The sequence below is a fragment of the Bradyrhizobium sp. NAS96.2 genome (genome assembly GCF_001908235.1).
Taxonomy (GTDB): domain Bacteria; phylum Pseudomonadota; class Alphaproteobacteria; order Rhizobiales; family Xanthobacteraceae; genus Bradyrhizobium.
The window spans coordinates 1-14,764 of the sequence record NZ_LGHK01000008.1; the positions used below are offsets into that span (position 1 = coordinate 1).

12 protein-coding genes are annotated in these 14,764 nt (G+C 62.1%); 6 read left to right on the forward strand and 6 right to left on the reverse strand.

Annotated elements, in window-relative coordinates; translation table 11 throughout:
* From AC628_RS42500 to AC628_RS01625, 4 genes are all read left to right on the forward strand, one after another.
* On the forward strand, window positions 1–717 hold a 717-nt coding region (locus AC628_RS42500), incomplete at its 5' end, for a hypothetical protein (RefSeq protein ID WP_210190145.1).
* A gap of 87 nt (window positions 718–804) precedes the next feature.
* Window positions 805–1,587, forward strand: coding sequence for an alpha/beta fold hydrolase (locus AC628_RS01615; RefSeq protein WP_168193283.1), 783 nt, complete (start codon window positions 805–807; stop codon window positions 1,585–1,587).
* A gap of 777 nt (window positions 1,588–2,364) precedes the next feature.
* A complete protein-coding gene (locus tag AC628_RS01620) occupies window positions 2,365–2,850 on the forward strand; it encodes a GNAT family N-acetyltransferase (protein ID WP_349510097.1) in 486 nt (161 codons plus the stop codon).
* A gap of 347 nt (window positions 2,851–3,197) precedes the next feature.
* A complete protein-coding gene (locus AC628_RS01625) occupies window positions 3,198–4,907 on the forward strand; it encodes a SulP family inorganic anion transporter (RefSeq protein ID WP_074125030.1) in 1,710 nt (569 codons plus the stop codon).
* A 170-nt stretch (window positions 4,908–5,077) separates the two neighbouring features.
* Here the strand turns inward: AC628_RS01625 and aspT (AC628_RS01630) are convergent, their stop codons facing one another.
* Together aspT (AC628_RS01630) and aspT (AC628_RS01635) are read right to left on the reverse strand one after the other, a co-directional pair.
* Window positions 5,078–6,772, reverse strand: a complete 1,695-nt coding sequence (aspT, locus tag AC628_RS01630) for an aspartate-alanine antiporter (RefSeq protein WP_074125031.1) — start codon at window positions 6,770–6,772, stop codon at window positions 5,078–5,080.
* 13 nt (window positions 6,773–6,785) lie between these two features.
* Window positions 6,786–8,477, reverse strand: a complete 1,692-nt coding sequence (gene aspT / locus AC628_RS01635; RefSeq protein WP_074125032.1) for an aspartate-alanine antiporter — start codon at window positions 8,475–8,477, stop codon at window positions 6,786–6,788.
* Between the two features lie 355 nt (window positions 8,478–8,832).
* Here aspT (AC628_RS01635) and aspD point away from each other — a divergent pair, with 355 nt between their 5' ends.
* Window positions 8,833–10,458 (forward strand): aspartate 4-decarboxylase, encoded by a 1,626-nt coding sequence (gene aspD, locus AC628_RS01640; protein WP_074125033.1) that lies wholly within the window; start codon window positions 8,833–8,835, stop codon window positions 10,456–10,458.
* Window positions 10,459–10,633: 175 nt separating this feature from the next.
* On the opposite strand, the gene AC628_RS01645 is transcribed toward aspD, so the two are convergent.
* Complete coding sequence (locus AC628_RS01645; protein ID WP_074125034.1) at window positions 10,634–11,062, reverse strand: universal stress protein; 429 nt, start codon at window positions 11,060–11,062, stop codon at window positions 10,634–10,636.
* 277 nt (window positions 11,063–11,339) lie between these two features.
* On the opposite strand from AC628_RS01645, the gene AC628_RS01650 reads away from it, so the two are divergent.
* A complete protein-coding gene (locus AC628_RS01650; protein ID WP_245320979.1) occupies window positions 11,340–11,609 on the forward strand; it encodes a hypothetical protein in 270 nt (89 codons plus the stop codon).
* Window positions 11,610–11,640: 31 nt separating this feature from the next.
* Here the strand turns inward: AC628_RS01650 and AC628_RS01655 are convergent, their stop codons facing one another.
* The 3 genes from AC628_RS01655 to AC628_RS01665 are packed head-to-tail and all read right to left on the reverse strand — an operon-like array spanning window position 11,641 to window position 14,692.
* Window positions 11,641–12,030: a hypothetical protein gene (locus AC628_RS01655; protein WP_083632523.1), complete on the reverse strand. Its 390-nt coding sequence runs from the start codon at window positions 12,028–12,030 to the stop codon at window positions 11,641–11,643.
* Between the two features lie 53 nt (window positions 12,031–12,083).
* The gene (locus tag AC628_RS01660) at window positions 12,084–12,968 is read right to left on the reverse strand and encodes a DUF2950 domain-containing protein (protein ID WP_143201395.1); all 885 of its coding nucleotides are present in this window, start codon (window positions 12,966–12,968) and stop codon (window positions 12,084–12,086) included.
* Window positions 12,969–13,012: 44 nt separating this feature from the next.
* Window positions 13,013–14,692, reverse strand: coding sequence for a DUF3300 domain-containing protein (locus tag AC628_RS01665; RefSeq protein WP_074125064.1), 1,680 nt, complete (start codon window positions 14,690–14,692; stop codon window positions 13,013–13,015).
* Window positions 14,693–14,764: the final 72 nt, after the last annotated feature.

Genomic DNA, 14,764 nt, shown 5'->3' on the forward strand with positions numbered 1-14,764 from the left:
GTTCGCTTTCCCCGTTGCGATACATGCTTCGAAAGGCATCGGGGTTACGACGACTCACTCGACCCTTTGTTCGGCAGAGCGGGAATGCCGAAATCCCAACGGAGGGTTGTTGTGCCTTTATCTCCATCAAATGAAATCGAGCTTGCGTCGACACATGTCGCCGCCAGCGAGCTCCTGCGCGAAGTCAAGATTCGTGCCCGAATTCGCCTGAATGACCTGTCCAACCAGGTGCCAGATGCGATCTTCTACGCACGCTGGATCTCAAGGAAACGACGTTGGGCTTTGCCAGCATCCTGGAAGCTTGCGCAGGCCCTCAATATCGTTTCCACAGAACTTGGATTTCAGGATTGGGAGCACCTTCGCCGCGTCTTGGAGGGGCGAGCCCAACCGTCCGATGATTTGGGCGGCCTTTGGTACGATCTTCGTTGTCAATTCCTGCTCAACAGTTGGTTCGCAACCTATGCTGACGCCCGCTCGTTCTGTCGCCAAGGTGGTGAGCGGTTTCTGTTTCCGTTCGCAAAGCAGATCGTCGTCGGCGATGCTAATTTCGTTCGAATGCTAGGGATGGATCCCGCGTCACCGCTCTGGAAGGAGACGGGGAACGATCTTTTCGCAAGCTATGGCACCCCCGCGTGGCGGAGCCTTTGCTCGGCTCGCCTGGCGGCGACCCGTGGTCGCTTGCCGATTGGCCGCACGCCAACAGCACGCAATCTTTGACCAGAGCGATACGTCTGCAGGGCGATGCGCCTTGAGACGCCTACGCACTCCCCCAGTTTCGACCACATCTCAAAGAAACAAGAAAACATGTTCGCAGATTTCGCTACGTCAAACGACGGAACTCGCATTGCCTATGAAATCACTGGCTCAGGTCCAGCTATCGTGCTTCTGCACGGTGGGGCTCAGTCACGCCAAACGTGGCGAGCTGCTGGCTATCTGGACAGGTTGAGCTCGAACTTCACCGTCCTGACCATGGACCTTCGCGGTCACGGTGACAGCGACAAGCCCACAAGCGTGGAGGCATACGGCATTGAGCGCCACTGCCAAGACATCTTGTCCGTTGTCGATCACGCGGGCATCGGACGATTCTCGCTTTGGGGGTATTCTTTTGGAGCAAATACTGGCCGCTATCTTGCTGCCGAATCCGAGCGTGTAGCTCGGTTCGTCATGGTCGGTGTGCCGTTCGGTCCTGGCGCCTCCGGCGACTTCCGCCGCATGGTGATGGGTGTTCGGGATCGCTGGATACCGATCCTGCGCGCGCAAAGTGAGGCGACACTCGATTTGGAGTCGCTTACGGATCCTGAGCGCGCTTATCTTCAGAGCTCCCGTGCGCAGCACGAAGTTCCTTGGCTTACCGCCATACTCGACTGGCGCGAAATCGTCCCAGCGCAACTGCTCTGTCCAACGCTTTGGATCTTGGGCGGGAAAAATTCAGTTGCGCTGGAAAATGCCCGGAGCATCGGATCCGCTTTGCCGAATTCCAAGGTGTTACTGTGCACGATCGATGGACTGACGCACGAAATGGAAATGAGCGACATCGACAATGTTTTGCCGCGCGTCCAGGAATTCATCAGAAACACCCCCGAGTAAGGGCCGATAGAATTTGCCTTAACGTGTGGACTGGCGGCGAATGCGACAAGAAGGATCGCTTTTGCTGCCAGGTCGCGTTTCCGCCCCCTGGGCTAGGATCCACCCATCGCAATAAACCGGCTGTTTGACTGAGGGTTGCGAATCCGAACGAGCAAGCGGCCAAGGATTCGAATGCCGCACAAAATTCGAGGATCAAATGACCGTCGCGTGCCGATGAAAGCCCGACCGATCCGCTACGGTTACATCCAAGCGCGCGCAGCGATGTCGGGAACCGACTGATTTATATATATTTTCTGGTAGCGGGGGACCGCTACAGCGCAAGACCCATTATTTCCGAAGCCCTGTTTTCCTATCGGAGGGTAGCCTAACTCAGGACAGGGGTCCTTTGGAGTTTCGTCAACAGCCACCGTTTGCGTGCAATCATCGCCCGACTTGGATGGTTCCCGAGTAGGCTCAAATCCTGGAGGCGCAACTACCGATGCTGACATTTGGTTCGAGTTGCGGTCTGAGCGTGGGCATCCCCGCGTCCCGAAGGCGCCCAGTCAAGGCTCGCGAATAAGAGACGTATCATTCTCTTCATTCTCTCGAAAATCAGTGGTCATTCCGACAAATGGGTCGAAAGCCAACATTGACGCCACAATCGCTTCCTTCTCTGTCGGAATGCAGCCTGTCGGCGAGGACGACCACTCCCCCTAAGTTCGCAAGGGTGTGTCGCCGGCAACGATCTTTGCGAGGACAACGATGCCAAGTGCAGCTGATTATTCTGCGATCGAGCATTTGCGTGACGGCGGCAGGATCGAAGTTCGGGCGTTACGGCCGGACGACCAGGTAGACATGCTCACTGCGGTCGACCGCACCAGCATCCAATCGCGACAGCGCCGCTTTTTCGCCCCGAAGCGCAGCTTCTCCGACAAGGAGATCTCGTTCTTCATGAATATCGATTTCGCCGATCATGTAGCGCTGGTTGCGCAAATCGACGAAGACGGCCGGCCGGTCATCGCAGGCGGCGGCCGCTACATCGTCGCGCAGTCTGGCCGGGCTGAGTTGGCCTTCGTCGTGATAGATGCCTATCAGGGCAAGGGCATCGGCACGGCGCTGATGCGCCATTTGCTGGTGATCGCGCGCGATGCAGGGCTGAAAGAACTAACCGCGGAAGTCCTGCCCGAGAACGTGGCAATGCTCAGCATATTCAATCGCTTCGGGTTCCGTTCGAGCGCCGGCGGCGACCCGCAAGTCAGACACTTGACCTTGAAGCTTTCCTGAACGGGACAAAGCACGTGTCCCCGGCCTGCGGGGGCGCGCGGCAGGCGCTCCTGGCGTCGCGATCAGCGAAGGGACCTGCGATAGCCGCCGCTGCGCGCCTCGTTCCGGCACACGAGCTTCGGTTGAACAGAGCCCATCCGTTCCATGCTGACGAAGCGCCACTCGGGAGCCGGTCGGCGTTGCGGGCCGACTTGAGATAGATCAACGCCTCGCCCTCAGGGCTGGCAAACGCTGGTGCAGATTGGCTTTCCGGTCAATTCGCCGGCCGATCGCCTAACAGCGCGGCTACCCTGTCCGGCCTGGGAGTATTTGCCATGCGCTCGACCGAGCCCGGGAGTGCTCGCCAAATGAGTGGTTGGATACGCTGGATGCCCGGCGTCGGCACCCTCCGCCGATACGAGGCGGCGTGGCTGCCGCACGACATCTTTGCCGGCCTGGTCCTTGCGACAATGCTGGTCCCGGTCGGTATCGCCTATGCGGCGGCATCGGGCCTGCCGGGCATCCACGGTCTCTACGCGACCATCATCCCGCTCCTGGCCTACGCGGTGTTCGGCCCAAGCCGCATTATCGTGCTCGGACCGGACTCGGCCCTTGCAGCTGTCATTCTCGGTGTGGTCGCCCCACTGTCCGGTGGCGATCCCCTTCGCGCGGCAACGCTCGGCGCCATGATGGCCCTCGTTTCGGGAACGGTGCTCATGCTGACGGGCTTCGCGAGGCTCGGTTTCGTGACCGAGCTTCTTTCCAAGCCGATCCGCTACGGCTACATGAACGGAATTGCGCTGACCGTATTGATCAGCCAACTGCCAAAGCTGCTCGGATTCTCGATCAAGAGCGAAGGACCATTGCGGGACCTGTGGAGAATCGGCAACGCAGTCCTCGACGGTAAGACGAACTGGGTCGCTTTCGCGGTTGGGCTCGCAACGCTGATCGTCATCCTGCTGCTCAAGGACAACAAGCGGCTGCCGGGTATTCTGATTGCCGTTGTCGGGGCAACCCTCGTCGTCGGCGCGCTTGATCTCGGGGCCGGCTACGGCGTGAAAGTCCTGGGTCCGCTTCCTCAAGGTCTGCCGGCTCTTGCCGTTCCCTGGATCAGCTATGCCGATCTGGTTCCGGTGCTGATCGGCGGAAGCGCCGTCGCGCTCGTCTCATTTGCCGACACCAGCGTGCTGTCACGAACCTACGCCGCGCGACTGGGTGACAAGGTTGATCCAAACCAGGAGATGGTTGGGCTCGGCGCCGCCAACCTGGCAACCGGCTTTTTTCAGGGCTTCCCGATCAGCAGCAGCTCTTCGCGCACTCCGGTGGCGGAGGCTGCCGGTGCCCGCACCCAATTGACCAGCGTCGTCGGCGCGCTCGCCATCGCGTTCCTTCTCGTCGTGGCGCCAAACCTCCTGCAGCATCTGCCTAATGCCGCATTGGCCGCCGTCGTCATCGCCGCGGCGATCGGCTTGTTCGAGATCGCCGACCTCAAGCGGATTTATCGCATTCAGAGATGGGAGTTCTGGCTGATCGTGCTGTGCTTCGTCGGCGTGGCTGTGTTCGGCGCGATTCCCGGAATTGGTCTCGCGATCGCCGTGGCTATCGCGGAGTTCCTGTGGGACGGATGGCGACCGCACTCCGCGGTGCTGGGCCGTGCGCACGGCGTCAAGGGCTATCACGACATCACGCGATACCCCGATGCGCGCCGGATCCCGGGGCTGGTCCTATTCCGGTGGGACGCGCCGCTGTTCTTTGCCAATGCCGAGTTCTTCAAGGAACGCGCCCTGGACGCGGTGGCTACGTCACCCACGCCGGTTCGCTGGCTGGTCGTCGCGGCAGAGCCAGTCACCAGCGTCGACGTCACGGCCTGCGATACCGTTGCCGAACTGGACGAAGCGCTGCACGAGAGAGGGATCGAACTTTGCTTTGCTGAACTCAAGGACCCGGTAAAGGACAAGCTGAAGCGATTTGGACTGTTCGCGCAGCTCGGCGAAGCCTACTTCTTCCCGACGATCGGCTCGGCGGTTTCCGGCTATTTGGAAATCAACAAGGTAGAATGGGACGATTGCGAGGACTAGGTGCGGAATCTCAAGAGGTCGTCGGTCGGGAGGCGGCTGGCCTGCAGAGTGCATGTGATCGGCGAACCGCAGGCGTGATGCAGCGTGTTCCTCACCGATGGCTTGCGGGGCGGCCGCCTTCGCTGCGATTACAAGCAATGGCAAGGGTACCGCCGGTCATCCCCAGCGATTCATCCAGCGAAGACGACGACCATGACTGATCCCCAGGTCGTCAGCAGGATGTTCGAGACCGGGTAAGCGGGCGTATAGCCGAGCACCACGACGGAGCTGCCGGAGCGCTCCTGAATGGCGGCCATCGCTGCCGTTACCGTCTGTGCACCCGTCAACGCGCCGAGTAGCAGGATCGCGTTCATGCGCAATACGAAATGGCCGAAGCAGAAGCCGACGATCTGAGGCAGCAGGGTCACCACCATGCCGCCCAGCAGCAGGCCGATGCCCGACTCGCGTATAGCGGAAAGGAAGATCGGTCCGGCATGGATCCCGGTCAGGCCGACGAAGGCAGCGAGCCCGAGCGCCGTCATCAGGCTGATGGCGCCGTCGGGGATCCGGCCGAAATACGGGAGGCGTGTGCGGAGATAGCCGACCAGCAATCCGGCGAGCAGCGTGCCGACGCTGGTGCTCAGCGAGATCGTCACACCACCAACCGAGAAGCTCACGAGAACGCCAACGAGGCCGCCGAAGAAAATCGCGAGCCCCAATACCACGAAATCGATGCTGGTGCTCGGTGCGACAATGACGCCGATGTTCTTGGCCGCATTCTGCACGACGGTTTCGGGTCCAACGATGCGAAGCAAGTCGCCGCGCTCAAGGACCACTCCGGCCGCGATGGGGAGAGCTTCACCGCCCCGGCTCACCGAGCGCAAATAAAGGCCACGCGTCCAGTCCTGTTCCGACACCTGCTGGAGGCTGCTGCCTGCGAGCTTCGCGTTGATCAGGAAAACGTCGGTCGAGACCACGGGGATATCGAGCAGCTCCTGGTCCTCCACTTCCTCGCCTCGCTGTCCGATCAGTTCGACGATGGTCTGACGCGGCGCCGACAGCGCGATGACGTCGCCGGCCGCGAGCATCGTTCCGGGCTCCGCCTCGAGGATGCGCTCGCCGCGGCGAATGCGGTGGATGAACACGCGTTGCTCGAGCATCCGTGCTTCGGCAGCAGTAACCGTCTGTCCGGCGATCGCCGCGTCATGATCCAGCCGGTAGGCGCGCAGCTCGAATTTGCGCCACGCGGACGCGAGGCCGGGCTTGGCGCGCGTGATGCCCAAGGCCTGCTCCAGCTTGAGCGCTTCCGTCTTCAGGTCGATCTTCAGAAGTGCTGGAACGACAATCGTGCAGAATGTGATCACGCCGGCATAGCCGAAGATGTAGCAGACCGCATCCGCCACCGCGATATGCGAGACAAGCAACGCGCGCTGTGCTTCGGGCACGGCGAGGCCATTGACCGCATCGGTCGCCGTACCCATCGCGGCACTCTGGCTGAGCGCACCCGACAGGAGCCCGGCCGCAAAGCCGGCGTCAAGCCGCAGTACGCGTGCCACGACGATCGCCGCCGCAAGGCCGCTGACGCTGACGACGATGGCCATCAGCACCGGCTTCAGCCCGTCCCGCTTCATCGCCAGCACGAATTGCGGACCGACCGAATAGCCTACGCCGAACAGAAACAGCAGAAACAGAAAGGATTTGGTCATACTGGAAACGGGGACCTGCGCGAAATCGCCGACCGCGAGCCCCGCGAACAGCGACCCCGTCACCGGGCCAAGGCTGAAAGCGCCGATCCTGAAGCTTCCGATCCAATAGCCCGCAGCGATCACCAGGAACAGCGCGAGCTCGGGATAACGGACGAGAAACTGCTGCAGCCAGGTCAACATCGTCGGGCTGCGGCTATGTCATCATCATGACCAGCACCATACCCCAGATCGTGAGCAGCGTGTTCCCGACCGCGTAGGTGACGGTATAGCCGAGGCCCGGAATCTGGCTCTTCGCCCGGTCGTTGATCATGCCGAGCGAAGCGGTCGTCGTCCGCGCGCCGGAGCAGCATCCGAGCAGGATCGCGTCGTGGAATCTGAATAGGTACTTGCCGACGAACATCGCCAGGATCAACGGCACCGTGGTCACGACGACGCCCCAGAGGAACAGGCTGAAGCCGAGCTTCTGCAGGCCGGCGACAAATCCCGGACCCGAGGAGATGCCGACGATGGCGATGAAGACGTTCAGGCCGACCGAGTTCATGAACCACACGGTGGGTGACGGGATGCGGCCGAAAGTCGGGTGCACGGACCGCAGCCAGCCGAAGAACAGGCCGGAGATCAGCGCGCCGCCGGAGGTGGACAGCGTGAGCGGCACGCTTCCGATCTTGTAGACGAAGGCGCCGACAAGGGCACCAATCGCAATGGCGGCCCCGATGAAGGCAACGTCGGCAACGTCGGTCGCACGGTCCGGCCGGCCCAGCATTCTTGTCGCGGCGGCGACGTCGGGAGTGCGGCCGACCAGGGTGACTATGTCGCCGCGATTGATCCTGGTGTTCGGCAGGATCGGAATCTCCACCGCGATCGCGCCGCGGGCGATCTTGCGCAGGAACACGCCGCGAGCGCCCGGTTCTTTCGCCAGCTCCTCCAGCGTCTTGCCATCGACGTCCTTGCTCGTCACGTAGACATCGACGCCCTCGATCGGCACCGCCAGCAGCTCGCGATCGTCGACTTCCTCGGCCTGCTCGCCGATCAGCTGGACGAGCACATCGCGGCGGCCTGCAACGGCGACGATGTCGCCGGCATGAATCACGGTGTCCGAAGTTGCCTCAACGATCTTGCCGGCTTGCCGGAGCCGGAGGACGAAGATGCGATGATCGGGAAGCAGTGCCTCCGCCTGCCCGACTGTCTTGCCGGCGACGGGTCCGCGCTCATGAACGCGATAGGCGCGCACATCGAACTGGTGCCAGGCCGTTCCCGGGCCACCCAGCTGCTTCTTGCCGCCGTGCTCTTCCTCATATTTCTTGCATGCGGTCTCGAGATCGATCCCGAGCAGCGCGGGTCCGAGCAGGGCCAAGACGATCGCCGAGCCGACCGTGCCGAAAATATAGGTCACGGCATAGGCGACCGGCATGGCATCGAGCAGCTTCTTGGCTTCGTCCGCGGGCAGACCGAGGCGATTGATGGCGTCGGTTGCGAGCCCCATCGATGCGGAGATCGTCTGCGAACCGGCATAGAGCCCGACCGCCGATCCGACGTCGTAGCCGGCAACCTTTGCGCCGAGATAGGCAGACAGCAGGCAGAAGACGCACACGACGGCCGCGAAAATCGCCTGCGGAATGCCGTCCTGCGCGATGCCGCGCACGAATTGCGGCCCGACGCCATAGCCGATGGCGAACAGGAACATCAGAAAGAAGAAAGGCTTCAGCGGGCCCGAAATGGTGATCCCGATCTGGCCGATGATGACGGCGGCGATCAGCGTCGCTGTGACCGCGCCCAGACCGAGACCCTTGTAGGTGAAGGATCCGAAATAGTAGCCCAGCGCCAGCGAGAGGAAGATCGCGATTTCGGGATAGGTGCGGAGCGTCTGGAAGAACCAATCGATCATGATGTCACCTGTTCGTGCTGTCCCGGAGCTTCGGCCTGCGCCACTTCGATCTTGCGCAGGTTGCGCCGAAGCAGGGCGAAACATCGTGTCGGTGCGCATCAGGCAATGGTGGGCGAGACGGATGTTGATCTATGTCAATCGCAACCGCGATCGCCTTGCAGCTTCATCGTCTTGCCGCGTGCGGGTTCTCGCACGTTGCATCGCGACGCGACGATCTCTCAGGGGGCGCGTGTACGAGACCGTTGACATAGATCAAGGGTCGTCACCGGCTGCCGATCATGCTGCGCGCGATCGCGCAGGCACAGAGCCTGTCGCTTCCATCCCAACAGCTTGCGTCGCCCCCGGGAGTGTAAAAATGGCCGATCTTCTGACCTTAAAGAAATTCGAGGCGTTGAGCCCCTTCGAGATCAAGGACGAGCTGATCAATCTCGCGAAGACCAATTCGAAGCGGAGTCAGATGCCCTTCCTGAACGCCGGGCGAGGCAATCCGAACTGGGTTGCCACGACGCCGCGCGAAGGCTTTTTCCTACTGGGACAGTTCGCCATCACCGAGAGCAAGCGGGTGATGGAACACCCGGCGGGCATCGGCGGCATGCCGCAGGCAAACGGTATTGCCGGACGGTTCGAGGCCTGGCTCAAACAGCACAAGGACATGCCCGGCGCTGGTTTCCTGACCGAGATGCTGCCCTTTACGGTGCAGAAATTCGGCTTCGAGCCCGACGCCTTCGTCCACGAACTGGTCGATTCGATCATCGGCGACAACTACCCGGTGCCGGACCGCATGCTGGTGCACAACGAGAAGATCGTGCACGAATATCTGATGTGGGCGGTTTGCGGCGAGCCGCGGCCGGCCGGGAAGTTCGACATCTATGCGGTCGAGGGCGGCACGGCGGCGATGTGCTACCTCTTCAAGTCGCTGAAGGCCAATCGGCTGCTGGTTCCCGGCGATACGATTGCGCTGGCGACGCCGATTTTCACGCCCTACATCGAGATGACACACCTTGAGGACTACGACCTGAAGGTCGTTCAGATCAGGGCTCCGCAGGAAAACAAATTCCAGTTCACCGACGAGGAAATCAGGAAGCTGGAGGACCCGAAAATCAAGGCGTTCTTCGTCGTCAATCCGTCGAACCCGCCGGGGATGGCGCTAAGCAAGGAGACGGTTGGCAAGTTGGCCAATCTGGTCAAGACCAAGCGCCCCGACCTGATGATCCTCACCGACGACGTCTACGGAACTTTCGTGCATGGCTTCCGTTCGCTATTGGGCGAGCTTCCGCACAACACCATCGGCGTCTACTCCTATTCGAAGTATTTCGGCTGCACGGGATGGCGTCTCGGCGCCATCGCCATTCACGAAGACAACATCTTCGACAAGAAGATCGCCAATCTTCCGGACGAGGCCGTGAAGGCGCTCGACAAGCGCTACGGGCCGCTCACGCTCGAACCGCGCAAGCTCAAGCTGATCGACCGCATCGTCGCCGACAGCCGCGACGTGGCGCTCAATCACACCGCGGGATTGTCGTTGCCGCAGCAGGTCATGATGAGCCTGTTCTCGCTCGCCGAGATGATGGACGTGAAGAAGGCCTACCAGGCCGCCTGCATGGAAATCGTCAACAAGCGCCTCTGGTCGCTGCTCGACGGCCTCGGACTGGCCGACAAGCTGACCCCGAATCCGAACTATGATGCCTACTACGGCCTGATCGATTTCGAGTTCTGGGCCCGAAAGAACATCGGCGACGATGCCGTCGAACATCTGAAGAAGAATGTCCACCCGCTGGACCTCGCATTCAGGCTGGCCGAAGCCCACGGGATCGTTCTGTTGAACGGAGGCGGCTTCGACGCGCCCGAATGGTCACTTCGCGTGTCGCTCGCGAACCTGCCTGACGATGTCTATGACGATATCGGGCGAGGTGTTCGGACGATCGCCAGGGGCTATCGTGACGTTTACGAAGCAGCGAAGGGTGGAGCCGCGAAGCGCTGACGGTGCATGTCCGCCCTTTGCCGTCAGGCTGGCCCCGGTATGCCGCTTCGATGCCCGGGCGACGGTTTCCGCCGCCCGGATCTGGCGTACCTCCATACGCGCGCGAATGGCCTTGCCGGTCGGAGCGATGTCATGAATCGCGCCGGACGTGTTTGCTTCCGGGCAACCTGCACGCTCACTGACAGACAAGCACGGGGGTCTTTGCTTGCGTCAGCACCTTGTTGGTCACGCTGCCGACGAGAAGGGCGGAGAGCCCGCTACGTCCGTGCGACGACATGGCAATGAGGTCGCAGCCCTTGTCCTTGGCTGCTGCGATGATGGCTTGATCAGGTCGCCCGCTCTCCACCAGGCTCGTCTCGCAGGCAACGCCGGCCTCTTTGGCCGCTTGTGCGGCGCGATCCAGCGCGCCCGTGGCCTCTTCTTTGCGAATCTGGGTGTATCTCGCGAGCAATTCACGGTACTGCCCTCCTATCTCGGAGAGCGGTTCCACAACGAAGATGACCGATGCTTTGGCGCCGAGGGATTTTGCCAGCGCCAGCCCATGCCTGAGCCCATGTTCCGCCAGCTCCGACCCGTCTGTCGGAATGAGAATGTGCCGGTACATGCCTTGACCTCCCGATTGTCTGGATGACTTATCGCTGTCCACCAAATGTAGGCTGAGCTTCCGCTTCGGATCTGGTCTTGAGATAGATCAATCGATTGCCCGGCGCGCGGCCGCCGGATACCCCCCAATCGACGTGAAGCCAAAGCAACTCCGATCGCCAAATCATGCAGATCGGCTCGCACGCTTGATCTAGATCATGGTCCACGCGGGAGTTTCGTAGCGAGATTTCGATGACGAAGGTTCGCGAGCCATTCCGGTCTCGCATCAGAGCGGGCGCATGCAGATGTGGGTGCTGATGTATGTGTTCTCCTATTCGGTTAACCCGGCTGCCACGAGCGACAAGGCCGAATGGAGGCTCCTGCCAACCGTGGTCTTTCAGGAGTTCACAAGTGAGGAGCGATGCCGCACCGCCAAGGCTACACTCGAGGGCAGTCTGAAGGAGGCTGGAGCCAGGCTAAGAAGCGGCATGGAAGACTTGAAAAGCATCGGCAAGGCCGATCCGGCGCAGATCATCATTGCCTACAATGTGGAATGTCTTCCGAAGTAGATTCGGGAATTGAAGCAAGCGGAGCCCGAGTTCACCTCAGCGAAATCGTAAGTCCGCCCAGATTGGCGGCAAATTCCAATCCTGCTTTCGGTCCCTTGAGCACCAGCACCACGCCATGTTCATTTCGCAGGCTTACCCCGCCAGCGCCAGCGGCCCATGCACCGCCTGCTCCGACCAGCGCGTAGCTGCCCGCGAAATCGTTGACCTCCCGGATGCCCGAAGCGGTCCCTTCCAGCCAGCTCACCGAGGTGCCGGCGGATACGCCGAGACTGAAGCCTGACGCGATGAACGGATAGTGCCGACCGCGGTAGATCAGCGTGCCGGTCCCGCCGCCGCCACCCACGATGAGGGCCGCCTTCACGAACTTGACCTGGACGTGGCCCGTCGCCTGCGCGAAGCACGGTGCGATCAGCAGGACCATCGCGACAAGCGCCAGTATAACGGGACGAATGCCTCGCATCATTGCAGCCCCTCTCACGGATTCGTAGGATCCACCTTCTTCCAGGTGTGATCCGGATCGAACACGATCATGCGCTTGGCGAGGAAATCGGTGCGTGAGCCGAGATCCTTCTGGTAGACAGTGCCTGCGTGGTTGACCAGGAAGGTCATGACGCCGGAATTGCCGTACTCCGCTGGATAGGCGACCAGCGCGAAGCCGCCGATCATCTTGCCCTTCACGACATAGTTCAGCGCGCCCCCGGGAGCGTCGGAGCCCTGCGCCTTCAGGATGCGATAGTAGTATCCGTGGTACGGCTCGGCCTGCTCGCCGACCTTGTAGCCTTCCGCCGCGGCCTGGGCCGCGAGTTCACCGAGCGGGCTCGGATCCTTGTCGTCACGCCAGAACAATCCGTCGGTCTTGCCCGGCCTGCTGACGATGCGCTGGGCATAGGTGCCGACGCCCTCGCCGCGATCCTTCTCGGCGTACTCGTTCTGGGCGTCGACATAGGCCAGACAGGTCTGGATAGCAGCCAGCTCGTTGCGGCCGATCCGGCGGTAGAGGATTTCGCGCCGGCCCGCGGATGCATCGAAGCTCCAGCCGTCGGCGTTGTTGACGAGCGGGATCGGGAACGGGAAATCGTCCGTCCCCAGAATCAGGATGGCCTTCTTGTTGCCGTCGGCCTTGATCGAATGCCTGGCGTCGTAGGCTGAAAGAAAGCTCTGTCGCGCATTGGCGTCGGCGACATCGTCGCCGGACTCGATGATGTCGGTGGCATCGCGGCCCAACACCTTCAGCATGGCCCGGCTCGTGCCGGTCTTGACGGCAGTTGCCAGGGCCGACGCCGCGTCTTCAGGGTTGGGGAAGCCCTGCTGGGCACGAGCCGGAGACAGCAGCATGGCGAGCGCCGTTGCCGCAGCCATGCTGACGGAAGCAATACGATTCAACGGCGAGTACGAAGAGCCTGTCATCGTGATGCCTCCGACGGAAATGGAATCCTTGCGCCGGCGGCAAGCCAGTCGTGGTAGCTGCGGAACTTGATCCCGAGCTTGTCGTAATAGACCCTGAGATAGCCGTCGGTGCCGCGCGTCACCGCCGTTGGCATGACCTGCTCGACCTCCTGCGCCATCACGCCGACATAGGCCTTGCTGCTGCCGAGATAGCTGAAGCGGTAGTAGCCAAGGCCGTTGGCGACATACCCAAGCAGCTCGATATCGTGCTTGAGCGCAATGTCGGAACGTCGGCCACCGCCGCCGCCACGGAAGCCACCACCTCCGCCACCACCGCGGAAGCCGCCTCCGCCGCCACGGCCGGCGAAACTTGCGCCGCCGCCGCGCGGCATGCTGGCCATACTTGATCGCCCGCGCGCCGACGCCGCCGCAGCTGCCCGTCCAGAAGACACGTTCATGGCGCCGCCGCGATTGCCGCCGCCACGATTCGCCGCAGCTGCGCGGTTACCGGCACTGCCGCGGTTGGCGGCCTTGGCGCGATCGCCTCCGCCCTTGGCCCGGTTGCCGGCGCCTGCGCGATCGCCACCCTTGGCGCGATCGCCCGCACCGGCACGGTCGCCACCTCTGCCACGATCGCCAGCGCGGTCGCCTCCACGATCTCCGGCGCGATCACCTGCACGATCGCCGCCCCGGTCCCCTGCGCGATCTGCGCCCTGGCGATCGCCGCCGGGATTGAGGACCTGCTGACCGTCGCGGCCGCGATAATTCATCCGGTCGCTGACACCGGCTCGGTTGTTGTTGCCGCCGAAGCGCTGCTGGACGTTGCTGTTGTTGTAGCGAACGCCCTGGCGATGCGCCGAATTATGCTGCCAGCCGTTTGCGATGTTGGTGGTCCGGTGATTGACATAGACGTTGCGATTGCCCCAGTTGAAGCCGCCGCCCCAGTAATTGCCCCAGCGTCCGATTGCCCATCCCGCGCCGAAAGCAAGGCCTGCCGCGACGACACCGGCACCGATATAGGAGGGATAGCCGAAATAGTACGGCGGGTAGGCAGCATAGGGCCACGCACCGTAGACCGTGGCCGGATCGTAATAGGGTACATAGACCGTGTTCGGATCGGTCTGCTCGATGACGATGACCTGCTTGTTCTCCTGGGTCTGGACGCTGACCTTCTGCTGCTTGGTCGTCACCAGCTTGTTGTTGGCCTGCGCCTTGCTGCGCAGCCGCTGGATCGCATCCATGACATCGGGCTGCTGGGCCAGCACGGCATCGCCTAGATTCTTCGTCCAATCGATCTTGTCGCTCATCATCGCGAGCACGTCAGCGGTGCTTGCGAGTGCCTTGACGCTGTCATCCCAGGCCTGCTTGTCGACCTCGGTCTTCAACGCGTCTCCTTTCAGGCTCTTGCGCTCCTTCAGCCATCGATCGGCCTGCACCACCTCAAGCGGATAGGTCGATGCCGCCAGCACGTTGGCCAGCAGCGAGTCCGGATAGAGCGCGATGGGTGCAACCAGCGCTTCCAGCTGTTCGGGCTTCAGCAGTTGATCGGCCGGTTGTGTCGCCGCCGCGGCCGGCTGACTGGCCTGAGCGGGCTGACTGGTTTGGGCTGGCGGCTTGTCAGCCGTCTGCGCGAATGCGGCGACCGACGTCATCGACACCAGCACGACCGCGAGCAGCGTCTTGCCCCAACGGACCATCGCGACCTCCATCGACACCAACGGCCGACAGCATCGGCTACGGCCATGCCCCCTCTTTGATCGAGATCAAGG

Bases quoted from the DNA above. Each gene is read 5' to 3' on its own strand.
- AC628_RS01615 (WP_168193283.1), top strand. From the start codon at position 805: ATGTTCGCAGATTTCGCTACGTCAAACGACGGAACTCGCATTGCCTAT.
- AC628_RS01625 (WP_074125030.1), top strand. From the start codon at position 3,198: ATGAGTGGTTGGATACGCTGGATGCCCGGCGTCGGCACCCTCCGCCGA.
- aspT (WP_074125031.1), bottom strand. From the start codon at position 6,772: ATGTTGACCTGGCTGCAGCAGTTTCTCGTCCGTTATCCCGAGCTCGCG.
- aspT (WP_074125032.1), bottom strand. From the start codon at position 8,477: ATGATCGATTGGTTCTTCCAGACGCTCCGCACCTATCCCGAAATCGCG.
- aspD (WP_074125033.1), top strand. From the start codon at position 8,833: ATGGCCGATCTTCTGACCTTAAAGAAATTCGAGGCGTTGAGCCCCTTC.
- AC628_RS01645 (WP_074125034.1), bottom strand. From the start codon at position 11,062: ATGTACCGGCACATTCTCATTCCGACAGACGGGTCGGAGCTGGCGGAA.
- AC628_RS01650 (WP_245320979.1), top strand. From the start codon at position 11,340: ATGCAGATGTGGGTGCTGATGTATGTGTTCTCCTATTCGGTTAACCCG.
- AC628_RS01655 (WP_083632523.1), bottom strand. From the start codon at position 12,030: ATGGTCCTGCTGATCGCACCGTGCTTCGCGCAGGCGACGGGCCACGTC.
- AC628_RS01660 (WP_143201395.1), bottom strand. From the start codon at position 12,968: ATGGCTGCGGCAACGGCGCTCGCCATGCTGCTGTCTCCGGCTCGTGCC.
- AC628_RS01665 (WP_074125064.1), bottom strand. From the start codon at position 14,692: ATGGTCCGTTGGGGCAAGACGCTGCTCGCGGTCGTGCTGGTGTCGATG.